This is a genomic window from Aeromonas caviae, assembly GCF_000819785.1.
Taxonomy (GTDB): Bacteria; Pseudomonadota; Gammaproteobacteria; order Enterobacterales; family Aeromonadaceae; genus Aeromonas; species Aeromonas caviae.
Genome location: NZ_CDBK01000037.1, coordinates 1 through 14,031, shown reverse-complemented (window position 1 = coordinate 14,031; position 14,031 = coordinate 1). Strand labels below are relative to the sequence as shown.

The 14,031-nt window shown below is 64.7% G+C and carries 12 protein-coding genes and 1 pseudogene; 7 read left to right on the top strand and 6 right to left on the bottom strand.

Annotated elements, in window-relative coordinates; translation table 11 throughout:
• Positions 1-588 (top strand): annotated as a pseudogene (locus BN1120_RS05200) (MFS transporter); the annotation flags it as partial.
• Between the two features lie 7 nt (positions 589-595).
• Here the strand turns inward: BN1120_RS05200 and BN1120_RS05195 are convergent.
• Positions 596-1,057 carry a hypothetical protein gene (locus tag BN1120_RS05195; protein WP_042015035.1) on the bottom strand — a complete coding sequence of 154 codons (462 nt, stop codon included), beginning with the start codon at positions 1,055-1,057 and terminating at the stop codon, positions 596-598.
• Between the two features lie 150 nt (positions 1,058-1,207).
• Here BN1120_RS05195 and BN1120_RS05190 point away from each other — a divergent pair, with 150 nt between their 5' ends.
• Both BN1120_RS05190 and BN1120_RS05185 read left to right on the top strand, forming a co-directional pair.
• Positions 1,208-2,116: an SAM hydrolase/SAM-dependent halogenase family protein gene (locus BN1120_RS05190; protein ID WP_042015034.1), complete on the top strand. Its 909-nt coding sequence runs from the start codon at positions 1,208-1,210 to the stop codon at positions 2,114-2,116.
• A gap of 441 nt (positions 2,117-2,557) precedes the next feature.
• Positions 2,558-4,453, top strand: coding sequence for a PhoX family protein (locus BN1120_RS05185; protein ID WP_042015033.1), 1,896 nt, complete (start codon positions 2,558-2,560; stop codon positions 4,451-4,453).
• 224 nt (positions 4,454-4,677) lie between these two features.
• Here the strand turns inward: BN1120_RS05185 and BN1120_RS05180 are convergent, their stop codons facing one another.
• Together BN1120_RS05180 and BN1120_RS05175 are read right to left on the bottom strand one after the other, a co-directional pair.
• The gene (locus tag BN1120_RS05180; RefSeq protein WP_042015031.1) at positions 4,678-6,627 is read right to left on the bottom strand and encodes a MacB family efflux pump subunit; all 1,950 of its coding nucleotides are present in this window, start codon (positions 6,625-6,627) and stop codon (positions 4,678-4,680) included.
• A 2-nt stretch (positions 6,628-6,629) separates the two neighbouring features.
• The gene (locus BN1120_RS05175) at positions 6,630-7,790 is read right to left on the bottom strand and encodes an efflux RND transporter periplasmic adaptor subunit (RefSeq protein WP_042015030.1); all 1,161 of its coding nucleotides are present in this window, start codon (positions 7,788-7,790) and stop codon (positions 6,630-6,632) included.
• A 148-nt stretch (positions 7,791-7,938) separates the two neighbouring features.
• Here BN1120_RS05175 and BN1120_RS05170 point away from each other — a divergent pair, with 148 nt between their 5' ends.
• Positions 7,939-8,619 carry a response regulator transcription factor gene (locus BN1120_RS05170; RefSeq protein ID WP_010672948.1) on the top strand — a complete coding sequence of 227 codons (681 nt, stop codon included), beginning with the start codon at positions 7,939-7,941 and terminating at the stop codon, positions 8,617-8,619.
• A gap of 14 nt (positions 8,620-8,633) precedes the next feature.
• Complete coding sequence (locus BN1120_RS05165; RefSeq protein WP_231959397.1) at positions 8,634-9,953, top strand: HAMP domain-containing sensor histidine kinase; 1,320 nt, start codon at positions 8,634-8,636, stop codon at positions 9,951-9,953.
• A gap of 89 nt (positions 9,954-10,042) precedes the next feature.
• Here BN1120_RS05165 and BN1120_RS05160 read toward each other — a convergent pair whose 3' ends face one another.
• The 3 genes from BN1120_RS05160 to BN1120_RS05150 form a co-directional block, all read right to left on the bottom strand.
• The gene (locus BN1120_RS05160; protein ID WP_010672950.1) at positions 10,043-10,453 is read right to left on the bottom strand and encodes a DUF6515 family protein; all 411 of its coding nucleotides are present in this window, start codon (positions 10,451-10,453) and stop codon (positions 10,043-10,045) included.
• A 1-nt stretch (position 10,454) separates the two neighbouring features.
• Positions 10,455-10,748 (bottom strand): hypothetical protein, encoded by a 294-nt coding sequence (locus BN1120_RS05155; RefSeq protein ID WP_042015027.1) that lies wholly within the window; start codon positions 10,746-10,748, stop codon positions 10,455-10,457.
• 146 nt (positions 10,749-10,894) lie between these two features.
• Entirely contained in the window at positions 10,895-11,455 is a 561-nt protein-coding gene (locus BN1120_RS05150; protein ID WP_010672952.1) for a gamma carbonic anhydrase family protein, read from the bottom strand.
• Positions 11,456-11,676: 221 nt separating this feature from the next.
• Here BN1120_RS05150 and BN1120_RS05145 point away from each other — a divergent pair, with 221 nt between their 5' ends.
• Both BN1120_RS05145 and BN1120_RS05140 read left to right on the top strand, forming a co-directional pair.
• The gene (locus BN1120_RS05145) at positions 11,677-12,318 is read left to right on the top strand and encodes a ribonuclease T2 family protein (protein ID WP_042015026.1); all 642 of its coding nucleotides are present in this window, start codon (positions 11,677-11,679) and stop codon (positions 12,316-12,318) included.
• Positions 12,319-12,521: 203 nt separating this feature from the next.
• Positions 12,522-13,568 carry an NAD(P)H-dependent flavin oxidoreductase gene (locus tag BN1120_RS05140; protein WP_042015025.1) on the top strand — a complete coding sequence of 349 codons (1,047 nt, stop codon included), beginning with the start codon at positions 12,522-12,524 and terminating at the stop codon, positions 13,566-13,568.
• Positions 13,569-14,031 lie beyond the last annotated feature (463 nt).

Here is a 14,031-nt window from a genome sequence, read left to right as displayed (position 1 = left end):
TCCCTGGGGGAGGGGCTCAGGGCCACGGGGGCCGGGTTCTTCCTCTGCGCCCTGGCGCTCTTCACCGCCTGGGCGGTGGCGGCCAGCTTGCTGGCCATGGGTCCCAAGGTGGTGAGCGAGATGCTGGGTATGACGGATCTGGGGCTGTTCGGCTATCTTGTGGCGGCCTATCTGGTCTTCTCCGGGCTTTGCCAGCTCTGGGCCCGTCGCCTCGATGCCCGCCATACCCTGCAAAGCGGCGTGCTGGCCCTGGCGCTGTGCGTGCTGCTCTTTGCCGGGGCCGTTCACGGCCTGCCCAGCTGGCTGGCGGGACTCGGGCTGCTGGTGGCGGGCTATGCCCAGGGGGCCGTGTTCGTGGGCAGTGCGACCCTGATCAATCGCATCGCGCCCCCGGCCAGCCACGCGCGGCTGCTCTCCCTCTTCTATGTGATCGCCTATGTGGCGAACTGGGTACCCGTGTTGCTGGGCTGGGTGAGCGACGGGGCCGGTCTTGGCGTCGCGCTGGATCTGCTCTTCGTCGGCAGCACCCTGACAAGCCTCTGGTTGGCCTGGGCGGTGTCTCGGCGGCGCTTCGAACCCGCTGTGTGACAAGGCATCACCCATCGACCAGGACGACGCTCCCGGCATCCAGGTGGTGCATCCACTCCCGCAGGATCAGCAGGGCGGCGGCGATGCGCCTCTCCCTCGGCAACTGGGCCGATACCAGGGGATCCCCCTCCACCATGGCGGCAAGCTGGCCGAACAACCGCTCAATGTTTTCCCGGCTCTGCACCCGGTTGCCGAGCACCTCGGTCAGGGGCTCCGGGCTTTGCAGGTGCAGCACGGGGTGGGGCGGGATCCGTGCCGCGAGGGGCATCAGTACATCCTCCACCACCATGATGGCTTGCTCAAGCTCCAGGGGCGTCGGTGGATCCCGGCGAAAGGGTCCCGGGGTCAGGGCATCGAGCCCCAGTGTCAATGCAAATGTCTGGCTGGTGCCATCGGCCGCGGTGAGCGCGACCTGGCTTCGGGTATTGCCCAGGCTCAGCAAAATGGTGTCGTGATGCTCTCTGGTCATCTGGTGTGCTCCCGGCGTTGGATGCCCCATGGATACACCCGCACGGGGCGGATTGGCGAGTCATTTCGCCCCCCATTCGGGCATCAGGGGTTGCAAAGATTCCCATGAGTGGCAATCTGGACGTCTAAGCGTCTTTAAAGGAACCCTGACATGGATATTCGTATCGTCCCCCGCGCCCTCGTGCTCGCCCTTTCTCTGGTGGGGGCGAGTGCCCTTGCCAACGAGGCCCTGGTGTTCCAGACCGACTTCGGTCTCAAGGATGGCGCCGTCTCGGCCATGAAGGGGGTCGCCTTCGGGGTGGACCGCACCCTGCCGCTCCATGACCTGACCCACGAGATCCCGGCCTACAACATCTGGGAAGCCTCCTACCGCCTCTATCAGACCCTGCAATACTGGCCCGCGGGCACCGTCTTCGTCAGCGTGGTGGACCCCGGTGTCGGCACCGAACGCAAGTCGGTGGTACTCAAGACCAGGAGCGGCCACTACATCGTCAGCCCTGACAACGGCACCCTGACCCTGGTGGCGGAGCACTTCGGCATCGAGGCGGTGCGCCAGATAGACGAGAAGACCAACCGCCTCAAGGGCTCCGAGAAGTCCTACACCTTCCACGGCCGCGACGTCTACGCCTACACCGGCGCGCGCCTGGCCTCCGGTGCCATCAGCTTCGAGCAGGTGGGGCCTCTGCTGCCCGCCGAGGTGGTGACCATCCCCTATCAGCCGGCGGTGGCCGAGCAAGACGGTACCCTCAAGGGCACCATACCCATCCTCGATGTGCAGTACGGCAACGTCTGGACCAATATCGACGACAGCCTGCTGACCAAGGCGGGTATCCACAAGGGGGACAACGCTTGCATCAGGATCAGCGAAGGGGATGCGCTGAAATACGAGGGCAAGGCCCCCTACGTCAGCAGCTTCGGCGACGTGCCGGAGGGCCAGCCCCTGGTCTACCTCAACAGCCTGTTGCAGGTGTCGGTGGCCCTGAACATGGACAGCTTCGCCGCCAAACATCAGGTGCAATCCGGCGCCAACTGGCATATCAGCCTGAAGAAGTGCAACTAGACGCTGCCATCGGGCGCTATCCGGTACAAACGGGCATAGCAGTCTGAAGAAGTGCAACTAGACGTTGCCAGCGGGTGCTATCCGGTACAAACGGGCATAGCAGCCTGAAGAAGTGCAACTAGACGCTGCCAGCGGGTGCAATCCGGTATAAACGGCATATCAGCCTGAAGAAGTGCAACTAGACGCTGCCCGCGGGTGCTATCCGGTACAAGCGGGCATAGCAGTCTGAAGAAGTGCGGATAGGGTTCAACCCTTCTGTCGGCGACATGTCTTTCGGGGCGGTGGGACTCCTGTCCACCGCCCCTTGTCGTTGGCGGTGGCGTCTTGCCAGGCCAGCCGGTTATCTCATCATTTGTCATCCTCGCTTAATAAAACGCTGCCATGCTGTGGCCGGACGCCGTGATGACGCAATGATTGCGCCGAGATAACAAGGAAAAGCCGATGAGCCGTTTTGACGAGAAAGACAGTGCCAACCACCCCCGCGAGCAGGAGCCGGCGTTCAACCGCCTCATCGAGGCGGGTCTCAGCCGCCGTGGCTTCCTCAAAGGGGTGGGCGCCGCCAGCATGGTGGCCTTCTTTGCCGCGAGCCCCGTGGCCCAGGCCGTGGCCGCCGCCACCCGGCCGCTGCTTGGCTTCCAGGCCGTGCCCGCCTCGGTGGCCGACACCATAGTGGTGCCGCCCGGCTACAAGGCCGAGGTGCTGATCGCCTGGGGAGATGCCCTCTTCCCCGATGCCCCCGCCTTTGCCCAGGGCAATGATGCCAAGGCCCAGGCCCGCCAGTTTGGCGACAACAACGACGGCATGAGCTTCTTCCCCCTGGGCCCGGATCGCGCCCTGCTCGCCGTCAACAACGAATACACCAACTACGAATACCTGTTTGAAGATGGTGGCAAGACCCTCAGTGCAGAGGCTGTCGCCAAGGCCCAGGCGGCCCACGGGGTCTCCCTGGTGGAGCTGGTACGCAAAGATGGCAAGTGGCAGGCCAACCCCAAGGGGGCCCTCAACCGCCGCATCACCGCCACGACCCCCATGACATTGAGCGGCCCGGCGGCGGGCCATGCTCTGCTCAAGACCCAGGCCGATCCCGAGGGGCGCACCGCCCTTGGCACCTTCAACAACTGCGCCAATGGCCAGACCCCCTGGGGCACCTACCTCACCTGCGAGGAGAACTTCAACGGCTACTTCGGCAGCGAGGGCAAGCCGGTGCTGGACCAGCGCGCCGCCCGCTACGGCTTGGCCGCCGAGGATGCGGGCTTTGGCTGGCACAGGTTCGACGAGCGCTTCGATCTCGCGAAGCATCCCCAGGAGCCGCACCGCTTCGGCTGGGTGGTGGAAATCGATCCCCGCGATCCCGCCTCCACCCCGAAGAAGCGTACCGCCCTTGGCCGCTTCAAGCATGAGAATGCGGCCTTCACCGTCAACCAGGATGGCCGCGCCGTGGTCTACCTCGGCGACGACGAGCGGGGGGAGCACATCTACCGCTTCGTCTCGAAGAACAAGGTGGCGCCGGGCAATGACCCCGCCAACCGGGATCTGTTGGACGAGGGCACCCTCTATGTGGCCCGCTTCGAGGCCAAGGAGGGGGAGCTCAAGGGCACTGGCCAGTGGCTGCCCCTGGTGCACGGCGAGCACGGCCTGACCCGGGAGAACGGCTTCGCCGATCAGGGGGAGGTGCTCATCTTCGCCCGGGAGGCGGCGACCCGGCTCGGCGCCACCACCATGGACAGGCCCGAGTGGGTGGCCGTGCATCCCCACAGGGCCGAGGTCTACTGCACCCTGACCAACAACAAGAACCGCGGCATCAAGGAGAACCAACCTCTCGATGGCGCCAACCCCAGGGCCGAGAACCCCTATGGCCAGATCATCCGCTGGCGCCCGATGGGGGGCGATCACGGGAGCGACAGCTTCGAGTGGGATCTCTTCCTGCTGGCGGGCAACCCTGGCGTGCACAAGGAGGGGCTGATGGCGGGCAGTGCCAACATCCATCCGGACAACATGTTCAACAGCCCGGACGGCATCGGCTTCGACGAGGCGGGGCGGCTCTGGATCCAGACCGACGGCGACTACTCCAACGAGAAGCAGTTTGCCGGCATGGGCAACAACCAGATGCTGTGCGCCGATCCCGCGAGCGGCGAGGTGCGCCGCTTCCTGACCGGCCCCGTGGCCTGCGAAATAACGGGCCTCACCTTCACGCCAGACTGGCGCACCCTGTTCGTCGGGGTGCAGCACCCGGGTGAGGAAGGGGCTTCCTCCCATTTCCCGGACGGCGGCACCGCCATTCCCCGCTCCGCTGTGTTGCGGATCACCCGGGACGATGGCGGCATCATCGGCGCCTGATGGCCCAGGATAACCGCCTGGCCCGTGATGACAAGAGCCGCCTTCGGGCGGCTTTTTTTGTGGGTGTGGCGGGCGGGAGACAAAAAAAGACCGGGTACGGGACCCGGTCAAAGAACCCGCGCATTCAGGGAAGAAGTGCGGGCGTTCAGGCTTGGTGGCGGGGCCGGGCATCGGCCCCTGATCCGGTGTCGGGGTGAGTGGCGTCCCCCCGGCGTCAATGCGGGCTATTCGCGCTCCAGTGCGTGGATGGGATCCAGCCTGGCGGCCCGGCGGGCCGGGGCGAAGCCGAATATTACCCCGATCAGGCTGGCGCAAAGGCAGGCCACCCCCATGGCGGCAAGGGAGTAGCTCATCCGGACGCCGCTGCTGAAGTGGTCGAACAGTTGGCCCAGCATCAGGGAGAGGGCGATGCCGAGCACGCCCCCCAGCAGGCAGATCAGCACGGCTTCAATAAGGAACTGCTGCTGGATGTCCCGGGTCCGTGCGCCGACCGCCATCCGCACCCCTATCTCCCGGGTGCGCTCGGTGACCGAGACCAGCATGATGTTCATCACCCCAATGCCCCCGACGATCAGGGAAATGAGGGCGATGAGGGCGATCAGCGTGGTCAGGGTGGCGCTGGTCTGGCTGATGGTCTGGCGGATGCTGTCGGTGTTGAGCAGGAAGAAGTCCTGGCTGCCGTGGCGCAGGGTGAGCAGGCGGCTGATGCCATCCTGGGCGGCGTCCAGGCTCACCTCGTCCCGTACCCGCACGCCGATGCTGCGCAGATGGCTCTGCCCCAGCAGGCGGCTCATGGCGGTGGTATGAGGGATCCAGACGTTGAGGGTCTCGTCGCTGCCAAAGCCGCTCTGGTTCTTGATGGCGACCCCGATCACCCGGCAGGGCAGATCCCCCAGCAGGATCACCTGGCCCAGGGGGGACTGGGTCGGGGCGAACAGCTTGTCCCGGGTGTGCTCGTCGATCACCACCTCCTGGGCCAGGCTCTCCTCGCTCTGGCGATCAAAGCCCATGCCCTGGGCCAGGCGATAGCCCCTGACCTGGAAGAATTGGGCACCGACGCCGTTGATGGTGCCGGAGACGGCGGTACTGCCAAGACGCAGGGTGGCGCTGGTGCTGAGGCTGGGGGTGACGCTGTGCACGTAGTCCAGCCGGGCGATGGCCTCGGCGTCCCCGATCCGCAACGTCTGTATGGTAGCGGAGCGCATGTCCCCGAAGCCGCGGCCGGGGAACACCTCCAGGGTGCTGGTGCCCATGGCGTTGATGTTCTCCAGCACCCGCTCCCGGGAGCCCTGGCCGAGGGCCACCACGGTCACCACCGAGGCGATACCTATGATGATGCCGAGCATGGTGAGAAAGGTGCGCAGACGCTGGGCGACCATGGCCTTGAGGGCCATCTGCAGGGCATTCCCGAGCCCCGCCATCAGCGGGGTCTTCCCCCTGGCGGACGTCTTGGTGGCGGTCTGGGTCGCCTGGGAAAGGGCCAGTGGTTCGCGCGTGCGGCGATCGGCGATCACCCGGCCATCTTTCAGTTCGATGATCCGCTCGGCGTGGCGGGCGATGTCCATGTCGTGGGTGACGATCACCAGGGTGTGGCCCTGGCGATGCAGTGCCTGAAGGCTCGCCATCACCTCGGCGCCGCTCTGGCTGTCGAGGGCCCCGGTCGGTTCGTCCGCCAGGATCACCTCGCCGCCGTTGATGAGGGCGCGGGCGATGCTGACCCGCTGCTGCTGGCCGCCGGAGAGCTGGTTTGGCTTGTGTTCGAGCCGGCTGGCAAGGCCGAAGCGGGTCAGCAGGGCCTCGGCCCGCTGGCGTCGCTCGGCCGGAGCCAGACCGGCGTAGAGGGCGGGCACCTCCACGTTGGTGCGGGCATCGAGATCCGCCAGCAGGTGATAGCGCTGGAAAATGAAGCCGAAGTGCTCCCGGCGCAGGGCGGCGAGCTCGTCCCGGCTGAGGGTAGCAGTGTCGCGCCCGGCCACCAGATAGGCCCCCTCGCTCGGCTGATCCAGGCAGCCCAGCAGGTTCATCAGGGTGGATTTGCCGGAGCCCGAAGCGCCGACGATGGCCACCATCTCTCCACGGGCGATCGCCAGATCGATGCCATCGAGCACGGTGACGGTGCGCTCACCCTCTTTGAAGTGGCGGCGGATGCCCCGCAGTTGCAACAAGGCGCCCATGATCACATCCCCATGGGGGGCGGCATGCCCCCGGCGGCGTTGCTCTGGCCTGCGCTCACTTCGCTGACGATGACCCGCTCACCGGTGCTCAGGCCCGACAGGATCTGGGCATCCACCTTGTTGTTCAGGCCGACCTTGACCCGGCGCAGGCTGATCTTGCCGCCGTCGTCGACCACCCTGACCTGATCCCCCTGCAGGGCGATGGCCGGGATCACCAACGCATCTTTGAGCCGGGCGACCACCAGATAGACCTGGGCCGTCATGCTGATCCTGAGCTGACCGTCCTGGTTGGGCACCTCGAACAGGCCGTGATAATAGATGGCGCTGCTGTCGCTGCTGCTGGTGGTGGTGTCGTCGTCATTGATGGTGTCGGGGGCGGGCTCGATGGCCCGCAGGGAGCCCTCGAAGCGGCGCTGGCTGTTGCCAAGAATGGTGAAATAGACCGGCATGCCGACCCGGACGTTGATGACGTCGGCCTCGGAGATCCTGGCCTCCACCGTCATGGTATCGAGCTGGGCGATCTTGAGCAGGGTGGGGGTGCTCTGGCTGGCGTTGAGGGTCTGCCCCTCCTCCACCGGCATGGCCACCACGGTACCGGAGAGGGGGGCCAGGATCCGGGTATACCCCAGGTTGACCCGGGCTGTGTCCACCGCGATCTCGGCCTGCACCCGCTGGGCGTTGAGGGCCCGGATATCGGCCAGGGTCTCGTCCAGGGTCGCCTTGGCGCTGTCATGGTCGGCCGTGCTGCCAAGGCCTCTTGCGACGATCTGCTGCTGGCGCTGGTATGCCAGACGGGCATTGCGAAGGGTGGCCTCTTTGGAATCCAGCTGGGCCTGGAGGTTGTCGCGCTGGGCCAGGGCATCCTTGAGGGCGTTCTGCTGGGGCAGATCGTCTATCTCGACCAGCAGCTCCCCCTGTTTGACCTCCTGCCCCAGAGTCACGTGCAGTTTCTTGATCTGGCCCGACACCTGGGCGCCCACGCTCACCTGCTTGCGCGCCTTCAGGGTGCCGTCCGCCATGATGAGCTGCTCCAGATCCCGGGTCTCGGCACTGGCGGTGATGTAGTCGCTGGCGGGTGCCTTGGCCTGGGGGCGCCAGGCCAGCAACAGGGCGAGGGCGCACAGGGGCAGCAGCCAGAAGAGACGAGGGGAGAACGTGGGCATGACAACCTGTATCCTGAATGACGATCACGGCGGCACTCTACCCCAGAGCCGGGTTAAGGCTCTTTGCGCCAAGCGTAAGGGTTTCGTAAAAATGGCTGCCAAGTGCGTGGCAAGCGGCGAAAATGGCCGCCGACAAGGGAGACCGCATATGAAGATCCTGCTGGTGGATGACGATGCCGAACTGGGCGCCATGTTGAGTGAATACCTGGGGGGAGAGGGGTTTGATACCACCCAGGTGCTGACCGGAGGGGAAGGTGTTCACCATGCCCTCTCCGGCCGTTACAGCGCCCTGCTGCTGGATGTGATGCTACCCGACTTGAGCGGCACCGAGGTGCTGCGCCAGGTGCGCCAGCGCAGCCGCCTGCCGATCATCATGCTGACCGCCAAGGGGGACAACGTGGATCGAGTGGTGGGACTGGAGATGGGGGCCGATGACTATGTGCCCAAGCCCTGCTACCCCAGGGAGCTGGTGGCCAGGCTGCGGGCCGTTCTGCGGCGGGTCAACGAGGGGGGGAGCGCAACCCCCTCGCCGGATGCCCTCATCCTGGGGGATCTGACGGTCACCCCGGCCAACCGGGTCTGTCTCTGGCAGGGGGAGCCGTTGGAGCTGACCGCCACCGAGTTCAACATGCTGGTGTTGCTGGTGCGAGCACCGGAGCAGGTGGTCACCAAGGACACCCTCTCCCTGCAAGGGGTAGGGCGCCCGCGGGAGGCCTATGATCGCAGCGTCGATGTGCACATCTGCAACCTGAGGCAGAAACTGCAGCAGAAGGCGGGGGAGGCCGTCACCATAGAGACGGTGCGCAGCATAGGGTACAAGATACGGTGATCCTCAAGGGACGTTTGTTCTGGAAGATTCTGCTGGGGTTCTGGCTGGCCATCGTGCTGGTCAGCCAACTGCTCTGGCTCGGTTTTCGTGCCGAGCGTGCTCCCCCGGAAGAGCACCTGGCCCAGCAGTTGGCGAGCCAGCATCTGGAGATGGCGGCAGCTGTGCTGGCAAAGGGGGGGATCGAGGCTGCGACGGCATTGAGTCAGGCCATGTCGCCGCCGTTGCTGCAGATAACACTCCTCGATGTTTCCGATGCGACTCCCCGGCCAGCGCCCCGGGCATCCAGGTTGACAGCCTCCGGGGAACCTGGCCCGGGCACCGTGCTGACACGCACCGTGATTGCCAGCGACGGGCAGACCTACCTGCTGCAGACCAGAGCGGACCCGCACATCCTCCCCGGCGGGCCGGCCCCCGGCCCCCTCTCCTGGCTCAACATTCCCCCGCCCATGCTCTGGATTGGCGGCCTGGGGGGGCTCTTGTTCAGCATTCTGTTCGCCTGGCACCTGACTCGGCCCATGAACGCCCTGCGGCGCAGTTTCGATCGGGTAGCCAGGGGGGATTTGGGGGTCAGACTCTGGCCCGCCCTGCGCTGGCGCAGGGACGAGCTGACGGAGGTGGCGAAGGAGTTCGATCTCATGGTGGAGCGGTTGCAGCAACTGGTCGAGGGGCGCGAGCAACTGCTTCACGACGTCTCCCACGAGCTGCGATCCCCCCTGGCCCGCATCCAGATGGCCATCGGGCTGGCGGAGCAGCGCCCGGAGAAGGCAAGCGACGCCCTGGCGCGGATCCGGCTCGAGACGGAGCGGATGGACAGGATGATAGGGGAGCTGCTGACCCTCTCCCGTGCCGAGCAGGGCCACGGGCTTGAGCAGAGCCACTACGACCTGCTGGCGCTGGTGGAGACCGTCGTCCAGGATGCCAGGTTCGAAGCCCAGCAATCCGGGGTCGAGATAGGGCTCGAGGCGGCGCTGGGGGAGGGTTGCCTCCTGCTGGGGCATGCGGAGCTGGTGCGCTGCGCCGTGGAGAACGTGGTGCGCAACGCCCTGCGTTTCTCGCAGTCGGGCCAGATGGTGAGTGTTCGCTTGCTGCGCCTGGGCCAGGAGGTGCAGCTCTCCATCGCCGATCGGGGGCCCGGGGTGGAGGAGGGGAAGCTGGCGGGGATCTTCGACCCCTTCGTGCGCATCGGCTCACCCCGCATGGGCAAGGGCTACGGGCTCGGGCTCGCCATCGCCCGCAAGGCGGTGATTCTGCAGGGCGGCACCATCCAGGCGCGCAATCGCGCACAGGGGGGGCTGAGAGTGACCATGACGCTGCCCCTGCATGACCCGTCCTGAGGTACGCGGCTCAGACCCGAGTGGGGTAAAACCCCGGAAATGAAAGAGGGGGCCAAGGCCCCCTGCTCGTATCTGTTCCTCCGTGCGATTCAGCGCAGCGCCGCTGGCGGCGGCACCTCGGTGTAGCGCCCGTCTATTTCTCGCAGGTAGTAGTGACCCTCCCTGACGTAATAGCGGCGACCATCCAGATCCAGGGGGATGAGCCCTGTCTCTGCCACCACCAGGACCTGAGGAGGCGGGGAGACCACCACATAGTGGTTCTCCTGCCGACGGTAGAAGATGCCGTCGAGCACATAGTAGGTGAGCCCTGCCAGCAGCAGGGTTTCCACCCCTCCCGGCAGCCGGTCGACGCGGTGGCCGAAGCCGGGGCCAGCCCCATGGCCGTACTGCGGGGCAGGGCTCTCCCATCCGCCCGGTCTGCCCATGTTGCCCGGGCCCGCCATGGCGGGCAGGGCGATGGCCATGGCAAGCAGCCAGAGTGAAGGGCGGTGCAGACTCATCTCACTGCCCCTTGAGCGGCGCACCAGCGGGCTGGGGTTTGAGTGGCTGGGGCGGCAGTTCGCGCACGCTGACCGTGACCTCGTAGCGGGTATCCGGCTTGGCGGCATCAATGTTTTTGGACAGCGCCTGGACCAGGGCCTGGGGATCCGCCCCCTGCTTGCTGGCGTGATAGAGCACGGAGGAGGGCGGTGTCATGGGGCCTCCCTGGCGGGCGCCCATCGGGGGCGGCATCTCGCCGGCATGAAGGAGTGTGGTGCCCAGCAGCAGGGCAAGGGCGACAGGATAGCGTGACATGATGATGACTCCATTGATGGGAACGCACCCATCAAACGCGACGCGTGCGCCCGGCTCAACCACCTTTACACCCTCTTTTCGCCCTCTTTACAGTTGTGACAACGGGCGCCGTGGCGCCCGTTGTGTGTCGTGAACCGCTCGCCGGATCAAAACTCGTTGGAGAGCGCCTTGTAACCCCTGACCAGGTCGATGTTGGTGTGAGCCACATCCTCGGAGAACTCGGTGGCGTCCACGGTGACGCGCGGGATCTGCGCCAGATCGCTCTGCTGGTTGATGCGGGTGGTGGAGGGAACATAGAAGCCGGGGGGAATATCGCAGCCATCGACCACGGAGTTGTGGCGCACCACGGACCCTTCTCCGATGTGGCAGTTGAACAGCACGCTGTTGAAGCCGATGAAGACCCGGTTACCCACTTCGCAGGGGCCGTGGACGATGCTGCGGTGGGCGATGGAGCTGAACTCGCCGATGGTGACGGCAGCGCCGGATTTGGAGTGGATGACGACGCCATCCTGAATGTTGGAGTTGGCGCCGATGACGATGGGTTCCATGTCACCGCTCTCGTCCACTTCGTCTGCGCGGATCACGGCATAGGGGCCGACAAACACGTTCTCCTTGATGATCACCTTGCCACAGATGATGGCGGTCTTGTCGATATAGGCGGATTCGTCGATAACGGGCAGGTGACCTGAGGGATTCTTGCGGATCATGTTACGTCCTGTTGCTGATGAAATCGGGGAAACGTGGCGCGTCATGAAGGCCCGCCGGAGAGCCAGCTTACGCCTCTGATCCGGCAGGGGAAACCTTTTACTGGTCTGACCCATAGTGAGTAAGGCCATTTTGAGCGATTGTTCTTTGACTCCCTGTTATGGGAGCATGAGGGCGCAAAATGGGGCGCCACCGGGTGCAAAGAGATGAGGGGGAACGAGAGATGAAGCAGGTCATGGTATGGCTGGTGGGGTCGCTGTTGTGGATCTCCGCCGCCCAGGGCAAAGGCTATGCGGGGGAGTTTGACTATTACGCCATGGCACTCTCCTGGTCGCCCGAGCACTGCGCCATCAAGCCAGGGGATCGGGAGCAGTGTGCCCGCAAGCTGGGGTTCGTGCTGCATGGTCTCTGGCCCCAGTATCAGCGCGGCTACCCCGCCAGCTGCACCCGCGAGCGGCTGGATGCGGATATGGAGCAGCAGTTTGCCGGGCTCTACCCCAGCCGCTTCCTCTATCGCCATGAATGGGAGAAGCACGGCACCTGTTCCGGGCTGAGCCAGGAGGCATTTCACCAATTGGCCAGCGATCTGCGCCAGAAGGTGAAGATCCCGGCCGCCTATCAATCGCCGGAAGAGCCGCTGCGCAAAAAAAGTTTCCAGCTCAAGGCCGATCTGGCGAGCGCCAACGAGTGGCTGGCCCCCGATAACATCACGGTGGCCTGCGCCGATGGGGGCCGTTTCCTGCGGGAGATCTACATCTGCATCAACAAGCAGGGGACGGATGCCGTTCCCTGCTCCGACGAGATGCAGAAGCGGGAGCGCCGCTCCTGTGGCCAGCCGGACTTCCTGCTGCGCAGCGTGCGTTGACACCTCACGTTCGGGCCCTTCGCGGGCCCGATGTGCAATGAACCTCAAGGAGCCTGATGGATGAAAGCCAAGGCAGGATATCTGGCCGGGAACTGGACAGGCGATATCGCCAGACGACGTGTCAGCACGTCAGGTGCGCTCTGCCGACTCAACCCGCCTCTGGCGCACAGCCAGACTCACCATCAGAAACAGGAAACCATCATATGACGCTCTTTGCCGAACTGGGGATGCGCTATCCCGTCATTCAGGCCCCCATGGCGGGCGTGCAGGACAGCGCCCTGGCGATGGCGGCGACCAGTGCGGGGGCACTGGGCTCCCTGCCTGCCGCCATGCTGAGTGGTGCCGATCTGCGCCAGGAGCTGAGCCGTCTCGCCGCCAGCGGGCCGGGCCCATACAACATCAACTTCTTTTGCCATCGGCAGCATGAGCCGGAACCGGCAGCGGAGCAGCGCTGGCGCCAGGTACTGTTACCCTATTACGCCGAGTTCGGGGTGGATGCCGCTGCGCCGTCGCGAGCCCCCTCTCGGGCCCCCTTCAATGACGAGCATGCGGCCCTGCTTGCAGAGTTCAGGCCTGCCGTGGTCAGTTTCCACTTCGGCTTGCCCGAGCCCGAATTGCTTGCCCAGGTAAAAGCCACAGGCGCAAAAGTGTTTGCCAGCGCCACCACGGTGGCAGAAGCGCAGTGGCTTGCTGACCACGGAGCCGATGCCGTCATCGCCCAGGGGCTGGAGGCGGGTGGCCATCGCGGCCACTTCCTGAGTGAGGATCTCAGCTTGCAGCAGGGCACCTTTACCCTTCTGCCACAGGTAGTGGCGGCAGTGGATCTGCCTGTCATCGCCGCCGGGGGCATAGTAGACGGCAAGGGGATCAAGGTTGCCTTGACACTGGGGGCCAGCGCAGTCCAGATGGGAACGGCGTTCCTCTGTTGCCACGAGGCGACGACCTCGTCCCTGCACCGTGCGGCGCTGCAGGGGAGGCATGGCCAACACACCGCACTGACCAATCTGTTCAGCGGCCGTCCGGCGCGGGGGATAGTCAACCGCTTGATGCGGGAACTCGGCCCCCTTTCGGTGCTGCCGCCAGACTTCCCGTATGCCAGCGGCGTATTGGCTCCGTTGCGTGCCGCAGCCGAAAAGGCGGGTGACAGCGGTTTCTCGCCACTCTGGGCCGGGCAGAATATATCGGGTTGCCGCTCCATGGCGGCAGCCGAGCTGATCGCTGCCTGGGTTGCTGAGGCAGGACTGGTTTGAGCGTCACTTTGCGATTCTCTTCCTTTATATATGGATTGATATGGTCAGCAACCCTTCGAACAGGAGACGGGCAGAGAGGAACGGGAGGCAATAGGGTGCAGAATGAGCCCTTTCTGGGTTTGCCCTGTGGGTAAGTCTGTATAAAAACTGTGTTTTGATATGAATAACTAAGAATTGGCATTTTTTTGCAATTTTATTGCGATGAGAGCTTGCCAATGTGATCTATGTCTCTATAATGCGCCTCCATCGACAGGGCAAGCGGCAACGCAAACAAGTCGGTCGGTGACCTCGAAAAGCCTTTGAAAATAAGGCTTGACTCGAGAAGGCGGTTGAGTAGAATGCCACTCCCGCAGCAGCCAAAAGCTGCGTTGCTCTTTAACAATTTGAATCAAGCAATCTGTGTGGGCACTCACAGCATCGAGCATCAAAAACAATTTTTGATATCAATGTCTGATGAAGTGAC

Coding starts and splice junctions, on each gene's coding strand:
- BN1120_RS05175 (WP_042015030.1), bottom strand. CDS start 7,790: ATGCCCACGTTCTCCCCTCGTCTCTTCTGGCTGCTGCCCCTGTGCGCC.
- BN1120_RS05180 (WP_042015031.1), bottom strand. CDS start 6,627: ATGGGCGCCTTGTTGCAACTGCGGGGCATCCGCCGCCACTTCAAAGAG.
- BN1120_RS05185 (WP_042015033.1), top strand. CDS start 2,558: ATGAGCCGTTTTGACGAGAAAGACAGTGCCAACCACCCCCGCGAGCAG.
- BN1120_RS05190 (WP_042015034.1), top strand. CDS start 1,208: ATGGATATTCGTATCGTCCCCCGCGCCCTCGTGCTCGCCCTTTCTCTG.
- BN1120_RS05140 (WP_042015025.1), top strand. CDS start 12,522: ATGACGCTCTTTGCCGAACTGGGGATGCGCTATCCCGTCATTCAGGCC.
- BN1120_RS05155 (WP_042015027.1), bottom strand. CDS start 10,748: ATGTCACGCTATCCTGTCGCCCTTGCCCTGCTGCTGGGCACCACACTC.
- BN1120_RS05195 (WP_042015035.1), bottom strand. CDS start 1,057: ATGACCAGAGAGCATCACGACACCATTTTGCTGAGCCTGGGCAATACC.
- BN1120_RS05145 (WP_042015026.1), top strand. CDS start 11,677: ATGAAGCAGGTCATGGTATGGCTGGTGGGGTCGCTGTTGTGGATCTCC.
- BN1120_RS05170 (WP_010672948.1), top strand. CDS start 7,939: ATGAAGATCCTGCTGGTGGATGACGATGCCGAACTGGGCGCCATGTTG.
- BN1120_RS05150 (WP_010672952.1), bottom strand. CDS start 11,455: ATGATCCGCAAGAATCCCTCAGGTCACCTGCCCGTTATCGACGAATCC.
- BN1120_RS05160 (WP_010672950.1), bottom strand. CDS start 10,453: ATGAGTCTGCACCGCCCTTCACTCTGGCTGCTTGCCATGGCCATCGCC.